Genomic DNA, 16,829 nt, shown 5'->3' on the forward strand with positions numbered 1-16,829 from the left:
TCTTGCGCAACCGAGATGCGTCCTGCGACCCCCCACGGACGCGCGCGCCTCACACGTGCTGGCCGCCGTTGATGTGGATTTCCGCGCCGTTGAGATAGCTGGAGGTCTCCGTGCACAGGACGTAGATGATCTTGGCCACCTCGTCCGGCGTGCCGAGCCGGCGCATCGGGATCTGCTCGACGATCTTCTCCGTGCCCGGCGACAGGATCGAGGTGTCGATCTCGCCCGGCGCAATCGCATTCACCCGCACGCCGTGGGGAGCGAAATCCGCCGCCATCTCGCGGGTCAGGCCGGCCAGCGCCGCCTTGGAAGTGGCATAGGCCGCGCCCGCGAAGGGGTGGACGCGCGAACCGGCAATGGAGGTTACGTTGACGACCGAGCCCTTCGCCTCGGCCAGTTCCTTCAGCAGCCCGCGGGCGAGCAGGATGGAGGCGAAGAAATTCACCTGCATCACCTGCTGCCAGACGGTCAGCGGCGTGTGCAGCGAATCCAGCCGCGCACCGCCATCGGCTTTCGGCGAGATGCCGGCATTGTTCACCAGCGCCTCGAGCCGGCCCCCGGTCAGGCGGGTGCGGATCTCGTCGATCGCCCGCTCGGTGTCGGCGGCATCGGCGAGATCGACCTGGATATGGTCCTCCGGACCCATTTCCCAGGGGCAGTTTTCCGGAAAGGGCTGACGCGAGCAGGTAATGACCCGCCAGCCGGCCGAGGAGAAGCGCTTGACCGTCGCATGGCCGATGCCGCGGCTGGCGCCGGTCAGCAGCAGCGTTCGGCGAGACTGGTTCATCGGTCGCATCCCTGAAGGGGCGGGCTCGCCAACTGGCGCGGAGCCTGCATGTGATGGACCGGGCCGGTCGGTCCGCTACACTCCATAGAGCATTTGGCCGCGCTCTGGATATATCGGAGACATGACATGCCGTTCCGCGCGAATGCCGGCCGGACAACTTTCGTCTTCTCCGACCTGAAGGACCTGCTCGCCAGGGCGAGCCCGATCCGCTCCGGCGACCAGCTCGCCGGCATCGCGGCGGAAAGTCAGGCGGAAAGCGTCGCCGCGCGCATGGCGCTGGCCGATCTGCCGCTGAAGGCGATCCTCGCCGCGCCGCTCATTCCCTACGAGGAGGACGAGGTGACGCGCCTCATCCTCGATACCCACGACGAGCGGGCCTTTGCCCCGGTTGCCAGCCTGACCGTCGGCGCGTTCCGCGACTGGCTGCTGTCGGAGGCGGCCGACGCGGCGGCGCTGGCAGCCCTTGCGCCCGGCATCACGCCGGAAATGGCCGCTGCGGTGTCGAAGCTGATGCGCAACCAGGATCTGATCCTCGCCGCCCGCAAATGCCGGGTGGTCACCCGCTTCAACAACACGATCGGCCTTGCCGGCACCATGGCGGTACGCCTGCAGCCGAACCACCCCTCGGACGATCCGGCCGGCATCGCCGCCTCGATCGTCGACGGTCTGATGTATGGCGCGGGCGACGCCACCGTCGGCATCAACCCGGCCTCCGATTCCCTGCCCCTGATCGGCGACCTTCTGAAGCTGCTCGACGAGGTCATCCGGCGCCACGCCATCCCGACGCAGGGCTGCGTGCTCACCCACATTACCTCGACCATCCAGCTGATCGAACGCGGCGCGCCGGTGGATCTGGTGTTCCAGTCGGTGGCGGGCACCGAGGCGGCCAATGCGGCCTTCGGCATCACCCTCTCGGTGCTGAAGGAGGGTCTCGACGCCGCCCGCTCACTGAAGCGGGGGACGATCGGCGACAATGTCATGTATTTCGAGACCGGCCAGGGCTCGGCGCTGTCGGCCGAGGCCCATCACGGCATCGACCAGCAGACGCTGGAAGCGCGCGCCTATGCGGTCGCCCGCGCCTTCTCGCCGCTGCTGGTCAACACCGTCGTCGGCTTCATCGGCCCGGAATATCTCTATGACGGCAAGCAGATCATCCGCGCGGGGCTGGAGGATCATTTCTGCGGCAAGCTGATGGGCGTGCCGCTCGGCTGCGACATCTGCTACACGAACCACGCCGAAGCCGACCAGGACGACATGGACACGCTGCTGACCTGTCTGGCGGCGGCCGGCGTCTCGTACATCATGGGAGTGCCGGGCGCCGACGACATCATGCTCAACTACCAGTCCACCTCGTTCCACGATGCGCTCTATGTGCGCGAGGTCTTCGGGCTGAAGCGGGCGCCGGAATTCGAGGCCTGGCTTGCCAGCATGGGCATCACCGATGCCGCCGGCCGGCTGAGGCCGCCGGACCCCGGCCACCGGCTGATCCGGGCGGCCTGAGCCATGGCCAAGCCGCCTGTCCGCGACCCGTGGCAGCATCTGGCCGCCGCCACGCCGGCCCGCATCGCGCTGGGGCGCACCGGCGGCTCGCTGCCGACCGCGGAGGTGCTGCGCTTCGCCCTTGCGCACGCTGAGGCGCGCGATGCGGTCCATGCGCCCTTCGATTCGTCCCGGCTCGCCACCGACCTGCGCGCAACCGGCCTCACCGTGGTCGAGATCGAGAGCCGGGCCAGCGGGCGCGCCGCCTATCTGCGCCGGCCCGACCTTGGCCGTGCCCTGCCGGAAGCCTCACGCCTTGCGCTCGACCTGATGGGCCGGCCGGGCGGCGACCTTGGCATCCTCGTGGCGGACGGGCTCTCCGCTCTGGCCACGGAGAGCCATGCAGCGGCGCTGATCGCCGCCCTGCGCCCGCTGCTCGCCCGCGCCGGTATCGGCCTCGGCCCGGTCGTCGTCGCCCGCGGTGCGCGGGTGGCGCTGGGCGATGCGGTCGGCGAGCGGCTCGGCGTCAGGTCGCTGCTCGTGCTGATCGGCGAACGGCCGGGCCTGACCTCGCCCGACAGTCTCGGCGCCTATCTCACCGTCGGGCCGCGGCCCGGCCGGATGGATTCGGAGCGCAACTGCGTGTCCAACATCCGGCCCGGCGGACTGGCCGTCGACCAGGCCGCCCCGCGCATCGCCTGGCTGGCGGCCGAGGCCCTGCGGCGCGGCCTGACCGGCATCGCGCTGAAGGACGAGAGCGACAGGCTCGGCGGCGCTACCGCCGCAGATACCATTCCATGAAGTGACGGTCGGTGGAGGCGGTGGCGGGCACGAACCCGGCCATGCGCCGCGCCGGCGGGGCCGCCGCGGCACGCGGCTGGGCGGAACCCCCGGAGCCGGCCACGGCGCGCCGCTGGGTCTGGCTGCCGGAAAGGGCAGCCGTCCGGCGCGCCGGTGCGGCGGCCGCGACGCGGGCAGGAGCGGTGCGACGGGTCGCCTGCGGCCGGTCGGGCTGGGACAGGCGCATCTGGGCGGTGCGCGGCTGGGCGGATGCAACCAGGGCCGGCGGCGCGGCGCGCGGCATGGTGCCCTCGATCACGATGCGGGTGTCGCCGCGGCGGCGCTGGACCATGTCGAACAGCAGGCGGGCATTGGCCGGGGCGAGGCGGATGCAGCCATGGCTGTCCACCCGGCCAAGCCGGCCGACCATGTTGGTGCCGTGAATGGCGTAGCCGCCGCGGAAGAAGATGGAATGGGGCATCGGCGCCATGCCGTATTTGCGCGAGCGCCAGTGGCGCTCGAAGCGCTGCGGCCGGTAGCTGCCGTTGGGCGTGTTGTAGCCGGCACGGCCGGTGGAGACCGCCCAGGTGTGCTGGAGCTGACCATCGACGATAACGCGCATGGTCTGGGTGGTCTTGTCGACCCTGACCACGATGGCCGCCTCGGCACGGGCGGCGAACATGGCGCTGAACAGGACCGCCAGGGCGACGGCAAGCATGCGGGACAGGCGAGGCATCACGACCCTCCGGACGCAGAACAGGACAGCCCCTCCCAGGCGGGCCGCATGCGAAACGATTCCGGATCGGCGGGCCGCTGTAAAGCCTTTCCGCCCGTTCACCTTAAGGAGCGGATTCTGCTTCGGCCGTCCGGCCTTCCGGCGCGCGACCCGCTGCCGCCTTGACAGGAATGGTTAACGAAAGGCTGCCTAAGCTCCGACGCTCACCCTTAGAGACCCGCCGGAGCGCCATGATGCGACGCGCCATTGCCCCCGTTCTCACCCTCGCCCTGATGCTGGCGGCCGGTCTGGCGACGCCCGCCGGCGCCCAGACGGCCGGCACGCTCAATCCGCGGCCGCTGCCGCCACTGGCCAATCCGAACGACCCGAACGTGCCGGCCAAGGAGCTGTTCGGCCGGGCGACAACCGGCGCGCCGATGCAGGCGCGCTCGTTCGGCTTCTATTCGCGCGGCTGCCTTGCCGGCGGCACGGCCCTGCCGGTCAACGGCGAGACCTGGCAGGTGATGCGCCTGTCGCGCAACCGCATGTGGGGCCATCCCGACATGATCGCCTTCCTGGAGCGCTTCGCCCGGCGCGTGCCGCAGGTCTCGCGCTGGCCCGGCATCCTGGTCGGCGACATTTCCCAGCCGCGCGGCGGGCCTATGCTGACCGGCCATGCCTCGCACCAGATCGGCCTCGACGCCGATATCTGGCTCACCCCCATGCCGCGCCGGGAACTGACGGCGCAGGAGCGCGAGATGACCTCGGCGGTGAATGTTGTGCGCGCCGACCGGCGCGACATCGAGCCGCGCACCTGGACGGCCGACCATCTGAACGTGATCCGCGCTGCGGCCGAGGACCCGAAGGTGGAGCGCGTGCTGGTCAATGCCGCGATCAAGAAGGCACTGTGCCGCGAGGCGACCGGCGACAGGCGCTGGCTGTCCAAGGTGCGACCCGTGCCGGGCCACAACTACCACATGCACATCCGCATGAGTTGCCCGGCCGCAAGCCCGGGATGCCGGCCGCAGGACCCGCCGCCGAGCGCCGAGGGATGCGGTGCCGATCTCGACTGGTGGTTCACCCCGCAGGTGCTCAATCCGCGGCCGAACCCGAACTGGCGCCCGCCGCCGCCGGTCACCATGGCGGGGCTTCCGGAGGCGTGCCGGCAGGTCCTGGTCGCGCGGTAGGGCCCGGTCAGACCTGGCCCTACCCGACCGGCCTCTGGCCTATTCGGCCGGCACGAGAGCCGGATCCTCGACCGGGCGCTCCTTGATCGGCAGGTTGATCAGCCCGGAGCCGATGCAGAACAGGATCGAGAGCCACCACATGACCTCGTAGGAGCCGGTGCGCTCATACATCACCCCGCCCAGCCAGGCGCCGAGGAAGCCGCCGACCTGGTGGGAGAAGAACACGAAGCCGTAGAGCATGGCCATGTAGCGCGTGCCGAACATCAGCGCGACGAGGCTGGAGGTGGGCGGCACCGTGGACAACCACAGAAGGCCCATCAGCGCGGCGAAGATCAGCGCAAGCCCCGTGCTCGGCGGCAGGACCAGCAGCATCACCACCGCCGCGCCGCGGGCGAAATAGATCCAGGCCAGCAGCCAGCGCTTCGACATGCGCGACGACAGCCAGCCGGCGGTCAGCGAGCCGACGATGTTGAACAGACCAATGAGGGCTAGCGCCGATCCGGCGACCCAGGCGGCCAGGTTCAGGTCCTTCAGATAGGTCGGGTAGTGCGTGGTGATGAAGGCGAGCTGGAAGCCACAGGTGAAGAAGCCGATGACGAGATAGACGTAGCTGGGATGGGAAAAGGCGCGCTTCAGCGTCGCGCCGATGCTCATCTCCGCCCCTGTGCCCACGCCCACGCCGGATCCCGGGCTCGTGGCCAGAACGAAGGCGAGCGGGATGATGGCCAGCGGCACGGCCGAGAAGATCAGCAGGGCGATCTTCCAGCCAAGCATGTCGATCAGGAACGGTGTCAGCGGCGCGAAGACGAACTGGCCGAAGGAGGACGCCGCCGTGCCGAGGCCCATGGCAGAGGCGCGCCGCTCCTCGGGCAGCAGCTTGGCAAAGCATGCCAGCACGAGGTTGAACGAGACGCCGGCAAGGCCGAGGCCGACCAGCGTGCCGGACAGAACGTGCATGACCGGCGGCGGCAGCGGCAGCACCATGCAGGCAAGGCCCGCCGCATACATGATCGCGCCGCCCCAGAAGACCTTGAGCGTGCCGAACCGGTCGGCAATGGCGCCGGCAAAGGGCTGTCCGACGCCCCACATCAGGTTCTGGATGGCGATGGTCAGCGACAGGACGTCGCGGGTCCAGCCGTTCTCGGCCGAGACCGGCATGAGGAACATGCCGACCACCGAGCGCGGCCCGAAGGACAACAGGCCGATCAGGCAGCCGGCGACGATGATGACGAAGGGCGTGCGCCAGCTGTGCTGGCTGCCCTGAGCGGCGGCTGCGGACATCGGGGGCTCCGGCTCGAACGTGCAGCTACACGGTAGCCGCGCAATCTACGGCCGGGGGGTGCAGGCCGGAAGTGAAAAGCCGTGATGGCATCCATGCCGGCGTGAAATGACTCACGCAGAACCATCAAGGAACCGCTGCGGACGGTTCAGCTCTCGTCGGGACGGGCCGTGGCGAGCTGAACCTGCGGGCCTGTGCCCCAGTTGCGCGGCCGGTAGAAGATGTGGAGACCGATCTGCTGCAGGCGATTCATGGACCGCGCCCACCAGGGCCGCACGTAATTGGCGTGGTAGTGGGTCGCATGGCCCACCTCGTTGAGCCAGAGCTGGCCGCGCATCATCTGGCTCGCGATGGTGGTGGCGCGGCTCCACGACGCGGCCTCGGTGGGCACCAGGCTGCGGCGGCCCTCGCAGGCGAAGGTGAACTGGCAGGCCAGATAGCGATGGGCGTTCTGATAGACGACGCCGCAGACGTCACGCGGATAGAAGCCGGACACCGCACGGTTCAGCACCACCTGGGCGACCGCCATCTGGCCGCGCTCCGGTTCGGAACGCGCTTCCCAGTAGATCGCCTCGGCAAGGCAGCGCTCGGCGCGGACCTGCACCTGGCCCGAGAGAGCCAGCGCCAGGGCCGGATGGGTGCCGGAGACGATGCGGGAGCCAGCCTGCGCGACGGCGGCCGGTGCGGCTGCCTCCGGCGGCTTGCGCATCGCCTGTTCCAGCTCCGGCTCCGGCCGGTCGCCGCGCTGGTCGATGGCGAAGGGACCGGGGATATGGTCGAAACCGGGCACCGGCTCGTGGGTGGCGGTGACGCGGAACGGGTCGCTTTCCAGCGGAATGGCGGGCGCGCCGAAGCCGGCCCCGGCGCGCGCAATGACGCCCTCGCCGATGATCGCGATGGCGGCGCGGCCTTCCTCCAGCTCGGTGGCGAAGCGCCGCTCGATCATCGGCGGCACGTCGTCGGCAAGCGGCGCGTCGGGCGGGAGCGAGGCGCCCGCCATGCCCGAGCCGAGCCGGGGGGCTTCCGTCAGGCCGACCGTGGGGTCGAGGGACGCGAGTTGCAGGCCGGCGAGCCCGAGCGGCCGGGCATCGGCCTGTTCATCCTGCGCGCGCGGCTCGAACCGGCCGGCCAGCGCGAGGTCCTCGGGCGCGGCAAGCAGGACCGGCGAGGGATCGAAGGCCATGCCGGCGGAAGCCGGTGTCCGCTGCAGTGAGGTGATGGACGGCCGCAGCGCCGGGCGGGTGATCAGCATGTCGCCTTTGGCCGCCCGGTTCACCGCCGGATAGACGACGGCCGTGTCGAGCCCGGAGCCGATGGCGGCGCCCGGCGTCCGGCCCGCGCGGCGCGGATCGGCAAGCGGGGCCGGCTGCGACAGGCTGGCAAGCTGGATGGGCGCGGTGAGGTCCTCGCGCGGCAAAGGCCGGGCGAAGGCAAAGCCGGCAACGGTGCTGGCAGGACGGACAAGGCTGCCGACATGGCGGCGCCAGGTCTGGTCGATGCCGGCCCTGCGGGCCATGTGGCTGACGAGGTCCTGGTAGGCGACCGGCTGGGTCGAAACCATGAGGAAAGTGGCGGCAAGACCCGGGATGAGGGCCGCGGCCGTCGGCACGAGGGCCGCACGCTGACGCAACGCACGCATGCTCACCAGAACTCCACGCAGACGCCACACAACACGTCGATGCGAACAGCACCGACCGTGTGGTTATCGCCCGGGTAACGTTGAGAGCGCGTTAATGGCGAGGCCCGGTCAGGCGAAGCGCTGTCCGAGAGCCGCCAGCAGGGACCGCTCGCGGCCGAACGGACCAGCGCTGGCGGGCGCGTCCGGCATCAGCCTTGCGGCGAGCGAAAGGCCCTCGGAACCGAACCGCGTGCGCACGGCCTCCTCCACCCACTGCCGCTCCTGGGCGGCCCGCAGCGGCGCACGCCGGCCGGCATCCAGCCAGGTGCGGTGGGAGCGCAACGCGGCGTCCAGCGCCTCCAGGCCCTCGCCTGTGGTCGAGGAGACCAGCACGACCGGCGCGGTCCAGCCGCCGGGCTCGCGGGCGACGAGCGTGAGCGCCCCCTCGACATCGGCCTTGGCCCGGCGTGCCGGCTCCGCCATGTCGGCCTTGGTGACGATGATGACGTCCGGCATTTCCATGACGCCCGCCTTCATGAACTGCAGGCTGTCGCCGGACCCGGGCTGGATGCAGAGCACCACCGTGTCGGCGACCATGGCGACATCGGCCTCCGACTGGCCGATGCCGACGCTTTCGACGAGAACGCGGTCGAACACGGCCCGCATCAGCACCATGGCCGCGACCGTCTGGTCGGACAGGCCGCCAACCCGGTCGCGCGCCGCCATCGAGCGGACGAAGACGCCGCGATCGGCGGGGTCGGTGGCGATGCGCGCACGGTCGCCGAGCAGCGCGCCGCCGGAGCGCCGCGAGGACGGATCGACGGCGATGACGCCGACGGTCTCTCCCGCCGCGCGCCAGCCCGAGACGAGCGCATTGGTCAGGGTGGATTTGCCGACGCCCGGCGGCCCGGTCAGGCCCAGGGTCGCGCCGCGCGCCTCAGCGCAGGCGGCATCGAGCAGGCTGGCCAGAGCCCCGGTGCCGGAATGGGTCTCGATCATGGCGAGCGCCGCGGCAAGCGCCCGCTTGCCGCCGGACCGCAGCTCGGCGACCGAAGCCGGGCTCACGCCTGGCTCGCGGCCGCCTTGCCGAGTGCCGCCTGGGCCGCCGCGAGGCGGGCGATCGGCACGCGGAACGGCGAGCATGAGACATAGTCGAGGCCGACGGTCTCGCAGAAGTGGATGGAGTCCGGGTCTCCGCCATGCTCGCCGCAGATGCCGAGCTTGATGTCGGGCCGCGTCGCCCGGCCGCGCTCGACGGCGATCCGGACGAGTTCGCCGACGCCGTCCTGGTCGAGCGACACGAAGGGATCGACCGCCATGATGCCCTTGACGAGATAGGGATTGAGGAAGCTCGCCGCGTCGTCGCGCGAGATGCCGAAGGTGGTCTGCGTCAGGTCATTGGTGCCGAAGGAGAAGAACTCGGCGGATTCGGCGATCCGGCCGGCCTGCAGGGCGGCACGCGGCAGTTCGATCATCGTCCCGACGATGTAGTCGAATGCGGCGCCCGTTTCCGACCTGACCGCCTCGGCCATGGCCACGATCCGTGCCTTGACGAGGTCGAGCTCGGCCTTGGTGGCCACCAGCGGCACCATGACCTCGGGGACGACCGGCCTGCCGGTGCTCCTGGCCGCTTCCACGGCCGCCTCGAAGATCGCGCGCGCCTGCATCTCGGCGATCTCTGGATATGCCACGGCCAACCGGCAGCCCCGGAAGCCGAGCATGGGGTTGAACTCGTGCAACTCCTCGGCGCGGGCCTTGAGCTTGCGGGGATCGGCGCCCATGGCGGCGGCGACCTCGGCGATCTCGGCATCGCTGTGCGGCAGGAATTCGTGCAGCGGGGGGTCGAGCAGGCGGATGGTGACCGGCAGGCCGGCCATGATCTCGAACAGCGCGACGAAGTCCGAGCGCTGCATGGGGAGCAGCTTGGCAAGCGCCGCGCGCCGCCCCTTCTCGTCATCGGCGAGGATCATCTCGCGAACCGCGACGATCCGGTCCTCTTCGAAGAACATGTGCTCCGTACGGCAGAGGCCGATGCCCTCGGCGCCGAACTGCAGCGCGGCGCGGGCATCTGTGGGCGTTTCGGCATTGGTGCGCACGGTCAGGCGCCGGGCCTCGTCGGCCCAGCTCATCAGGGTGGCGAACTCGCCGGACAGCTCGGGCTGCAGCATGGCCACCTCGCCGAGCAGGATCTGTCCGGTGGATCCGTCGATGGTGATGACCTCGCCCTTCTTCAGGGTCCGGCCGGCCACCGTCAGGGTGCCGGCCTGGTAGTCGATGCGAAGCGAGCCGGCGCCGGAGACGCAGGGCTTGCCCATGCCGCGGGCGACCACCGCCGCGTGGCTGGTCATGCCGCCGCGGGTGGTCAGGATGCCCTCGGCAGCATGCATGCCGTGGATATCCTCCGGACTGGTCTCGACGCGGACGAGGATGACCTTGTGGCCGGATGCCTTCAGCGCCTCGGCCTCATTGGAGGAGAAGACGATCTCGCCCTGCGCGGCGCCGGGCGAGGCGGGCAGGCCGGTCGCCAGGATGCTGCGCTCGGCGGCGGGATCGATCGTGGGATGCAGGAGCTGGTCGAGGGAGGAGGGATCGACGCGCACGACCGCCTCCTCGCGGGTGATGAGCCCCTCGTTGGCCATCTCGACCGCGATCCGGATGCTGGCCCTGGCCGTGCGCTTGCCGTTGCGGGTCTGGAGCATCCACAGCTTGCCGCGCTCGACCGTGAATTCCAGGTCCTGCATGTCGCGGTAGTGCTTCTCCAGCGTCGCGGCGGTTGCGATGAACTGGTCGTAGACCTCGGGAAGCGCCGTCTCCATGGACGGCTTGTCGGACTTGGCCCCGATGCGGGCGGCCTCGGTGATGTTCTGCGGCGTGCGGATGCCGGCGACCACGTCCTCTCCCTGGGCGTTGATCAGGAACTCGCCATAGAGCTCCTTGGCGCCGGTGGAGGGGTTGCGGGTGAAAGCCACGCCGGTGGCCGAGGTCTCGCCCATATTGCCGAACACCATGGCCTGAACATTGACAGCCGTGCCCCAGCCTTCCGGGATGGCATGGAGGCGGCGGTAGGTGATGGCGCGCTGGTTCATCCAGGACGAGAACACGGCGCTGACCGCGCCCCAGAGCTGCGCGTGGGGATCCTGCGGGAAGGGCGAGCCGGTCTCCTCCTGAACGCGCGCCTTGTAGTCGGCGATGATCGTCTGCCAGTCCGCCGCGGAGAGATCGGTGTCGAGGGAAAGGCCCTTCCTTTCCTTATAGACCTCCAGAATGTCCTCGAAATTGTGGTGATCCACGTCGAGCACCACGTTGGAATACATCTGGATGAAGCGGCGGTAGCTGTCATAGGCGAAGCGGGCATCGCCCGAGCTTTTCGCCAGAGCCTCGACCGTCACGTCGTTCAGGCCGAGATTGAGGATCGTGTCCATCATGCCGGGCATGGAGGCACGGGCACCGGAGCGCACCGAGACCAGCAGCGGATTGGCGGCATCGCCGAAGGTCTTGGATGTCAGCCGGCCGACATGGGCGAGGCCGGCCTCGAGCTGATGCTTCAGGTCGCCCGGATAGCTTTGGCCATTGGCATAGTACCAGGTGCAGACTTCCGTCGTGATGGTGAAGCCGGGCGGGACCGGCAGGCCCATGTTCGACATTTCGGCGAGATTGGCGCCCTTGCCGCCGAGCAGGTCGCGCAGCTTCGACTCGCCCTCCGCCGTGCCGTCCCCGAACGTGTAGACCCATTTCACCATGGTCGGTTTCCCCGTCCCCTTGCCGCACTGCGTCATCCCGGCCGGCCGGCGGGCGGCGCGTCTGTTTAGGCGCTTTCGCCCTCCCATTTCAACCAAGAGGACGGTCAGGCCATCCTGCGGGAACGGCGGCATGCTGAAGATGGTTCCGACCACGTCCCGGGGGCGCTTTCGTGACGGTCAGATGAAGGCTGGATGAATGCGCTGCAAAACGATAATATTGCGCTGCAAGGAGCACCGTTGTCGACGTGATCAGCGTCATCATACCCACCCTCAACGATGAACGCCGTCTGGTGCCCACGCTTGCCGCCCTCGTCGCCGGGGCGGCGGACGGACTGGTCGTGGAGGCCATCGTGGCCGATGGCGGATCGACCGACGACACTGCCGCAGTGGCCGACATGGCCGGCTGCCGGATGATCGAGGGACCGGCCGATACCGGCCCGCGCCTCGCCCGGGCGGCCGCGATGGCCCGCGCGCCCTGGCTGATGTTCGTCGAGCCTGGAACGGTGCTCGACGAGGGCTGGACGCGCGACGTGCGCGCCTTTCTGGAACAGGTTGCGCGGCGCGGGGAGATTGATCGCCGGGCCGCGGTCTTCGCCCCCGGCACCGATGATTTCGGCATGCGCGGCGTCATGCACCGGCTCACGCTCTGGGCCTGGCTGACGCTCGGCCGCGGGCCGGACCCGAGCCTCGGCCTGCTGGTCTCGGCCCGTCACTATCGCGGCCTCGGCGGACACCCGGACGGACGCATGGCGCAGCGACGGCTCGGTCGGCGGATCGGCCGGCGGAGGATCAGCGTGCTGCGGTCGCGGGCTACCGCTCTCGGCCAGTGAGCCGGGCTGGCATTTACGGTACGTTATCGAAAACGGGTCATTGTTTCAGGGGTCCTTTTGCCCGCAGACACACCCGGACATGCTCCCCTCGCTCGAAAACCCCGTCGAACAGGTTCTGGCCGCGGTCGATCAGATGTCGCCGCTGGCCCAGCAGGCGCTGGTAACGAGCATCCTCCAGCAGTTCGGTCCGGAGCGCCCACGCCCGACGGCGCGCGCCCAGGACCGCCTCGACCGCATCGTCGCCCATCTGCTGCCGCCGATGCCGATTGCCCGCCGCGTCCATTATGCGCGGGCCTTTGGTGCGCTCGATCTCGACCTGCCCCGCACCTTTGCCGTGATCGACCGCGACGAGGAACTGGTCGCCGAGATCGGCCTTGGCCATGGCGAGGCCGATCCCGATACGATCCGCGCGCTCGGCAAGCACCGCCGCTATATCGACATGCGGTTGATGGCGGCCCGCGACGGCCTGTCGCCGGAGGCGGCCGAGACGCTCGCGGAGACCGGCGATGCCCGCACCGTGCGCACCCTCGCCGGCAATACCGGTGCACCGCTGACCTCGCGCGCCCGCGACCGGCTGGTGACGCGCGCCGTGCGCGACCAGGTGCTGCAGGCCTCCCTGTGTGCGCGCGCCGATCTGGAGGACACCGATATCTGCCGGCTCGCCACCATGATCCCCGACAGCCTCAAGGCCGTGCTGTTCGAGCATCACGATGCCGAGGTCGTGGCGCGCGCCCAGGAGCAGGCCTCGGCCGCCATCCAGGCGAAGGTGCGCCGGATGCGTCTGGAAAAGGACGGCGGCGTGGACACTTCGGCGCTCGCGGCCGAGATCAGGTCCGGCAGCCGCTCCCTGTCGGAGGCCCTGCTGCTGCTGGCCGCCACCGACCGCATCCTCCCCGCCGTCGAAATGGCCGCCCACGCGCTCGACCTCGACCGCGACCTGACGCTGCGGGCGCTGGGACGCGGCAAGATCGAGCCCTTCGAGGCCATCAGCCGCGCGCTCGGCCTCGACCCGCAGGTCCACCACACCATCGTCGAGGCCCTGCACCGGCGCTGGCGCAAGACGGCCCCCGACCGGCGGTCGTCGCTGCCGCGCTATGCGCGCCTGACCGAGGCGATGATCGATGCGGAACTGGCCGGCCTCAGGCGCCGGGAACAGGGCCCGCCACTGGTCAGCGCCATTCCGTCCCCGTCCCTGCCGGCTGCCGTCTGAGCGCGGCGCCGGCCCGGTTTCACAGTTCAGAACTGCTTAAGCAGTTGCCGGCATTCTGATCCGGAGGGAACTGCGCTTATGGCTTCCGGTTTCGACAAGGCTCTGGCGCCCATCAACGCCATGATCGGTTCGCTCGCGCCCAAGCTGCGCGGCGCGCTGGTGGAGGAGCTCGTCGACGAGATCGCGCGCGAGAAGCCCTCGGCCGCCAGCCGCAAGGCGCTGGTCCTGGACAATATCGTCTCCGAGGCGCTGCGCGAGGCCCCCCTGCCGAGCCGTGTGCGCGCCTCGCCCAAGCTCGCCCGCTGCGTCGCCACGCTGCCGGAGGCGACGATGACGCTGGCCTGCGACGTGGTGCAGGTGGCGGAGGCGATCCTGTCGTCGGCGGAACTGACCGACGAGATGCTGGCGCAGGTCTGCACGGCCGACCGCCAGGAGCACATGCGCATCATCGCCAAGCGGCCGAGGGTCTCCATGGCCCTTGCGGACATCATCGCCAAGCTCGGCGAGATCGCCACGGTCATGGTGCTCGTGCGCAATGGCGGCGCCCAGATCTCGCCGGAGGGATATGCCGAGATTGCCGAGCGGCTCGGCAACGATCCGGCCATTCTCGCGCTCATTTCCGGGCGCGCGGACTGCCCGCAGGACATTTCCCGCCGGGTCGCCCGGCCGGTCAGCGAGATCCTGTCGGGCGAAGCCCTGAACGACAAGCTGCTGGAACTGGCCGCCAGCCGCCAGATCAGCGACGCGATGGACCTGATCATGCGCGCGATCGGCCGCGACCGCGATGCCGGCCGCAAGCTGCTCGAACGCGACGACGAGAAGGCGCTCGGCGCGGTCTGCCATGTCGCCGGGGTGGACGCGGATGTGTACGAGGCACTGGTGGAAGCCTGGCGCGTCATCACCGGCCGGCCGCTCACCGATGTTCACAAGGCGCCGGTGCGCTACCGGCTGATGCGGCCCGCCGAGATCGACCGGGTGGTTTCGCGGCTGCCGATCGCGCGCACGCGCGTCGGCCCGATCGCCATGCCTGCCTGAGATCGGGCCGCCGGTTACTCCGCCGCCTCGGCCTGCATGGCCAGCGGCAGGTCAAGCGCGATCCAGGTTTCCAGAAGCGCTCCCGCCAGTTCGTCGATCATGGCGTCGGTATGCGCCGGCCCCGGCGTGATGCGCAGCCGCTCGGTGCCCCGCGGCACGGTCGGATAGTTGATCGGCTGGATATAGATGCCGTGGCGGTGAAGCAGGCGGTCGCTGGCTGCCTTGCAGGTCTCGGCCTGGCCCACCAGCACCGGCACGATATGGGTCGCGGAGGCCATGACCGGCAGACCGGCGAGCGACAGCACGCGCTTGGTGCGCGCGGCCTGGCGGTGCTGAAGGTCGCGCTCGCGCGGCGAGGCCTTCAGGTGCCGGATCGCAGCGGTCGCGGCGGCGGCGATGGCCGGCGGCAGGGCGGTCGTGAAGATGAAGCCATTGGCATGGCTGCGGACCGCATCGATCACCGCGGCGGAGCCGGCAATGTAGCCGCCCATCACGCCGAAGGCCTTGCCGAGGGTGCCCTCGATGACGTCGATCCGGTGCATCTGGCCGTCGCGCTCGGCAACGCCGGCCCCGCGCGGCCCGTACATACCGACCGCATGGACCTCGTCGATATAGGTCATGGCCCTGTAGCGCTCGGCCAGATCGCAGATCTCCCGGATCGGGCCGATATCGCCGTCCATCGAATAGACGCTCTCGAACACAATCAGCTTGTTGCGGTCCCGGCCTGCGGCCTTCAGGAGGTCCTCCAGATGCCCGAGATCGCTGTGCCGGAACACCTGCCGCTCGCAGCCGGCCTGGCGCACGCCCTCGATCATGGAATTGTGGTTGAGCGCATCCGACAGGATCAGACAGTCCGGGATGAGCCGGGCGATCGTCGAGATGCCGGCCTGGTTGGAGATATAGCCGGACGTGAAGACGAGCGCGGCCTCCTTGCCGTGCAGGTCGGCAAGCTCGTGCTCCAGCTCGACGATCGGGTGGGAGGTGCCTGATATGTTGCGCGTGCCGCCGGCGCCGGCGCCCATGCGCCGGGCGGTCTCGGCCATGGCCTCGATCACCGAGGGGTGGTGGCCCATGCCGAGATAGTCGTTGGAGCACCAGATGACGACGTCCCTCATGCCGTCCGGGGCGTGCCAGGTGGCGCGCGGGAAGGAGCCGACCTTGCGTTCGAGATCGGCGAAGACGCGGTAGCGGCGTTCGTCCCTGAGGCGGTCGACGGCGGTCTGGAAGAACTGTGCGTAGGTCATGGCTCGTCGGCTCGGTTGCGAGCCCCGCAGCATCGGGGGGTGAGGCACGATGCCGCCACGCGCCCTGCCGGGCCTTGATCGGCATCAAGTCAAGGCCCGCGCCTTAGCATGGTTCCAGACTGCCGGGCCATGACCGATTTCGGCCGATGGCGGCCGGACGTTACAGACCGTGCAGGCGCATCAGGGCCTCGAAATGCTTGGTGGCCTGAAAATCCAGCACCTGCATCCATTCGCGCGCCGTCTGCTTCTGCTGGTCCTCGGGGATGATCTTGAGCGGCCGGCCGGTCGACTGGGCGAGAATCTGCTGTCGGCAGGCGCGCTCCAGATAGTAGAGGTCGTCAAAGGCGACCGCGACGGACGGCCCGCCCACGGATACGCCGTGATGGTCGAGGAAGATGATGTCGGCGTGCGGGTTGTCCTTCTGCGCCTGCGCGATCCGCTCGCCCTCCTCGGCGTTGAGCGCAACCCCGCCGAACCCCTGATAGGCGAGGCGTCCGAGAAAGCGGCAGGCGGTCTGGTGGGCCATTTCCAGCCTGCCGCCCTCCACCATGGTCAGGGCCGTGGCGTGAGGCATGTGGACATGCAGGATCGCCCGGTGGCGCGGATTGGCCCGATGACCGGCGATGTGGATGTTGCGGGCGGTGGCCTCCACCTCGCCCCAGCCTTCCAGGATCGTGCCCTCGCCGTCGATCATGACGAGATCGTCCGGCCGCATCTCGCCCCAGTGGATGCCGTAGGGGTTGATCAGGTAGCGCTCGGAGGGACCGGGCACGACCACGGAAAAGTGGTTGCAGATGCCCTCGTTGAGGTCGAAGCGCGCGGCAAGCCTCAGGGCGGCGGCAAGCTCCCGGCGCAGGGCGCGGATATCCGGCTTCGTCTCGGTCATGGCTTTCCCTCTTCGCCGCGCTCTCCGCACCCGGACAGC

At 69.8% G+C, this 16,829-nt stretch carries 14 protein-coding genes; 6 read left to right on the top strand and 8 right to left on the bottom strand.

The genetic code is table 11. The features are described 5' to 3' along the window. Positions 1 to 49: 49 nt before the first annotated feature. The gene (locus tag ACTIFS_RS01350) at positions 50 to 796 is read right to left on the bottom strand and encodes an SDR family NAD(P)-dependent oxidoreductase (RefSeq protein ID WP_439572232.1); all 747 of its coding nucleotides are present in this window, start codon (positions 794 to 796) and stop codon (positions 50 to 52) included. Positions 797 to 913: 117 nt separating this feature from the next. Between ACTIFS_RS01350 and ACTIFS_RS01355 the strand changes: the two genes are divergently transcribed. Both ACTIFS_RS01355 and eutC read left to right on the top strand, forming a co-directional pair. Further along, complete coding sequence (locus ACTIFS_RS01355; RefSeq protein WP_439572233.1) at positions 914 to 2,287, top strand: ethanolamine ammonia-lyase subunit EutB; 1,374 nt, start codon at positions 914 to 916, stop codon at positions 2,285 to 2,287. 3 nt (positions 2,288 to 2,290) lie between these two features. Then, positions 2,291 to 3,067 (top strand): ethanolamine ammonia-lyase subunit EutC, encoded by a 777-nt coding sequence (eutC, locus tag ACTIFS_RS01360; RefSeq protein ID WP_439572234.1) that lies wholly within the window; start codon positions 2,291 to 2,293, stop codon positions 3,065 to 3,067. Here eutC and ACTIFS_RS01365 read toward each other — a convergent pair. Further along, entirely contained in the window at positions 3,042 to 3,782 is a 741-nt protein-coding gene (locus ACTIFS_RS01365; protein WP_439572235.1) for a L,D-transpeptidase, read from the bottom strand. The genes eutC and ACTIFS_RS01365 overlap by 26 nt on opposite strands. Positions 3,783 to 4,015: 233 nt before the next feature. On the opposite strand from ACTIFS_RS01365, the gene mepA reads away from it, so the two are divergent. Next, entirely contained in the window at positions 4,016 to 4,948 is a 933-nt protein-coding gene (mepA, locus tag ACTIFS_RS01370; RefSeq protein ID WP_439572491.1) for a penicillin-insensitive murein endopeptidase, read from the top strand. Between the two features lie 39 nt (positions 4,949 to 4,987). On the opposite strand, the gene ACTIFS_RS01375 is transcribed toward mepA, so the two are convergent. From ACTIFS_RS01375 to ppdK, 4 genes are all read right to left on the bottom strand, one after another. Then, positions 4,988 to 6,229 carry an MFS transporter gene (locus ACTIFS_RS01375; RefSeq protein ID WP_439572236.1) on the bottom strand — a complete coding sequence of 414 codons (1,242 nt, stop codon included), beginning with the start codon at positions 6,227 to 6,229 and terminating at the stop codon, positions 4,988 to 4,990. Positions 6,230 to 6,375: 146 nt separating this feature from the next. Next, positions 6,376 to 7,866, bottom strand: coding sequence for a cell wall hydrolase (locus ACTIFS_RS01380; RefSeq protein ID WP_439572237.1), 1,491 nt, complete (start codon positions 7,864 to 7,866; stop codon positions 6,376 to 6,378). A 108-nt stretch (positions 7,867 to 7,974) separates the two neighbouring features. Next, positions 7,975 to 8,910, bottom strand: coding sequence for an ArgK/MeaB family GTPase (locus ACTIFS_RS01385; protein ID WP_439572238.1), 936 nt, complete (start codon positions 8,908 to 8,910; stop codon positions 7,975 to 7,977). Continuing rightward, complete coding sequence (gene ppdK / locus ACTIFS_RS01390; protein ID WP_439572239.1) at positions 8,907 to 11,585, bottom strand: pyruvate, phosphate dikinase; 2,679 nt, start codon at positions 11,583 to 11,585, stop codon at positions 8,907 to 8,909. Before ppdK ends, ACTIFS_RS01385 begins: the two co-directional genes overlap by 4 nt. Before the next feature lie 245 nt (positions 11,586 to 11,830). Here ppdK and ACTIFS_RS01395 point away from each other — a divergent pair, with 245 nt between their 5' ends. The 3 genes from ACTIFS_RS01395 to ACTIFS_RS01405 all read left to right on the top strand — a co-directional run bounded on the left by ACTIFS_RS01395 (position 11,831) and on the right by ACTIFS_RS01405 (position 14,660). Then, positions 11,831 to 12,415, top strand: a complete 585-nt coding sequence (locus tag ACTIFS_RS01395) for a glycosyltransferase (RefSeq protein ID WP_439572240.1) — start codon at positions 11,831 to 11,833, stop codon at positions 12,413 to 12,415. A 79-nt stretch (positions 12,416 to 12,494) separates the two neighbouring features. Then, on the top strand, positions 12,495 to 13,625 hold the full coding sequence (locus ACTIFS_RS01400) for a DUF2336 domain-containing protein (protein WP_439572241.1): 1,131 nt from the start codon (positions 12,495 to 12,497) through the stop codon (positions 13,623 to 13,625). Between the two features lie 78 nt (positions 13,626 to 13,703). Beyond that, positions 13,704 to 14,660 carry a DUF2336 domain-containing protein gene (locus ACTIFS_RS01405; RefSeq protein WP_439572242.1) on the top strand — a complete coding sequence of 319 codons (957 nt, stop codon included), beginning with the start codon at positions 13,704 to 13,706 and terminating at the stop codon, positions 14,658 to 14,660. A gap of 14 nt (positions 14,661 to 14,674) precedes the next feature. Here ACTIFS_RS01405 and hemA read toward each other — a convergent pair whose 3' ends face one another. Continuing rightward, complete coding sequence (gene hemA / locus ACTIFS_RS01410) at positions 14,675 to 15,904, bottom strand: 5-aminolevulinate synthase (RefSeq protein WP_439572243.1); 1,230 nt, start codon at positions 15,902 to 15,904, stop codon at positions 14,675 to 14,677. 160 nt (positions 15,905 to 16,064) lie between these two features. Next, positions 16,065 to 16,790, bottom strand: a complete 726-nt coding sequence (locus tag ACTIFS_RS01415) for an aldolase (RefSeq protein WP_439572244.1) — start codon at positions 16,788 to 16,790, stop codon at positions 16,065 to 16,067. Positions 16,791 to 16,829: the final 39 nt, after the last annotated feature.

It is taken from the genome of Phreatobacter sp., assembly GCF_051860605.1.
GTDB lineage: Bacteria > Pseudomonadota > Alphaproteobacteria > Rhizobiales > Phreatobacteraceae > Phreatobacter.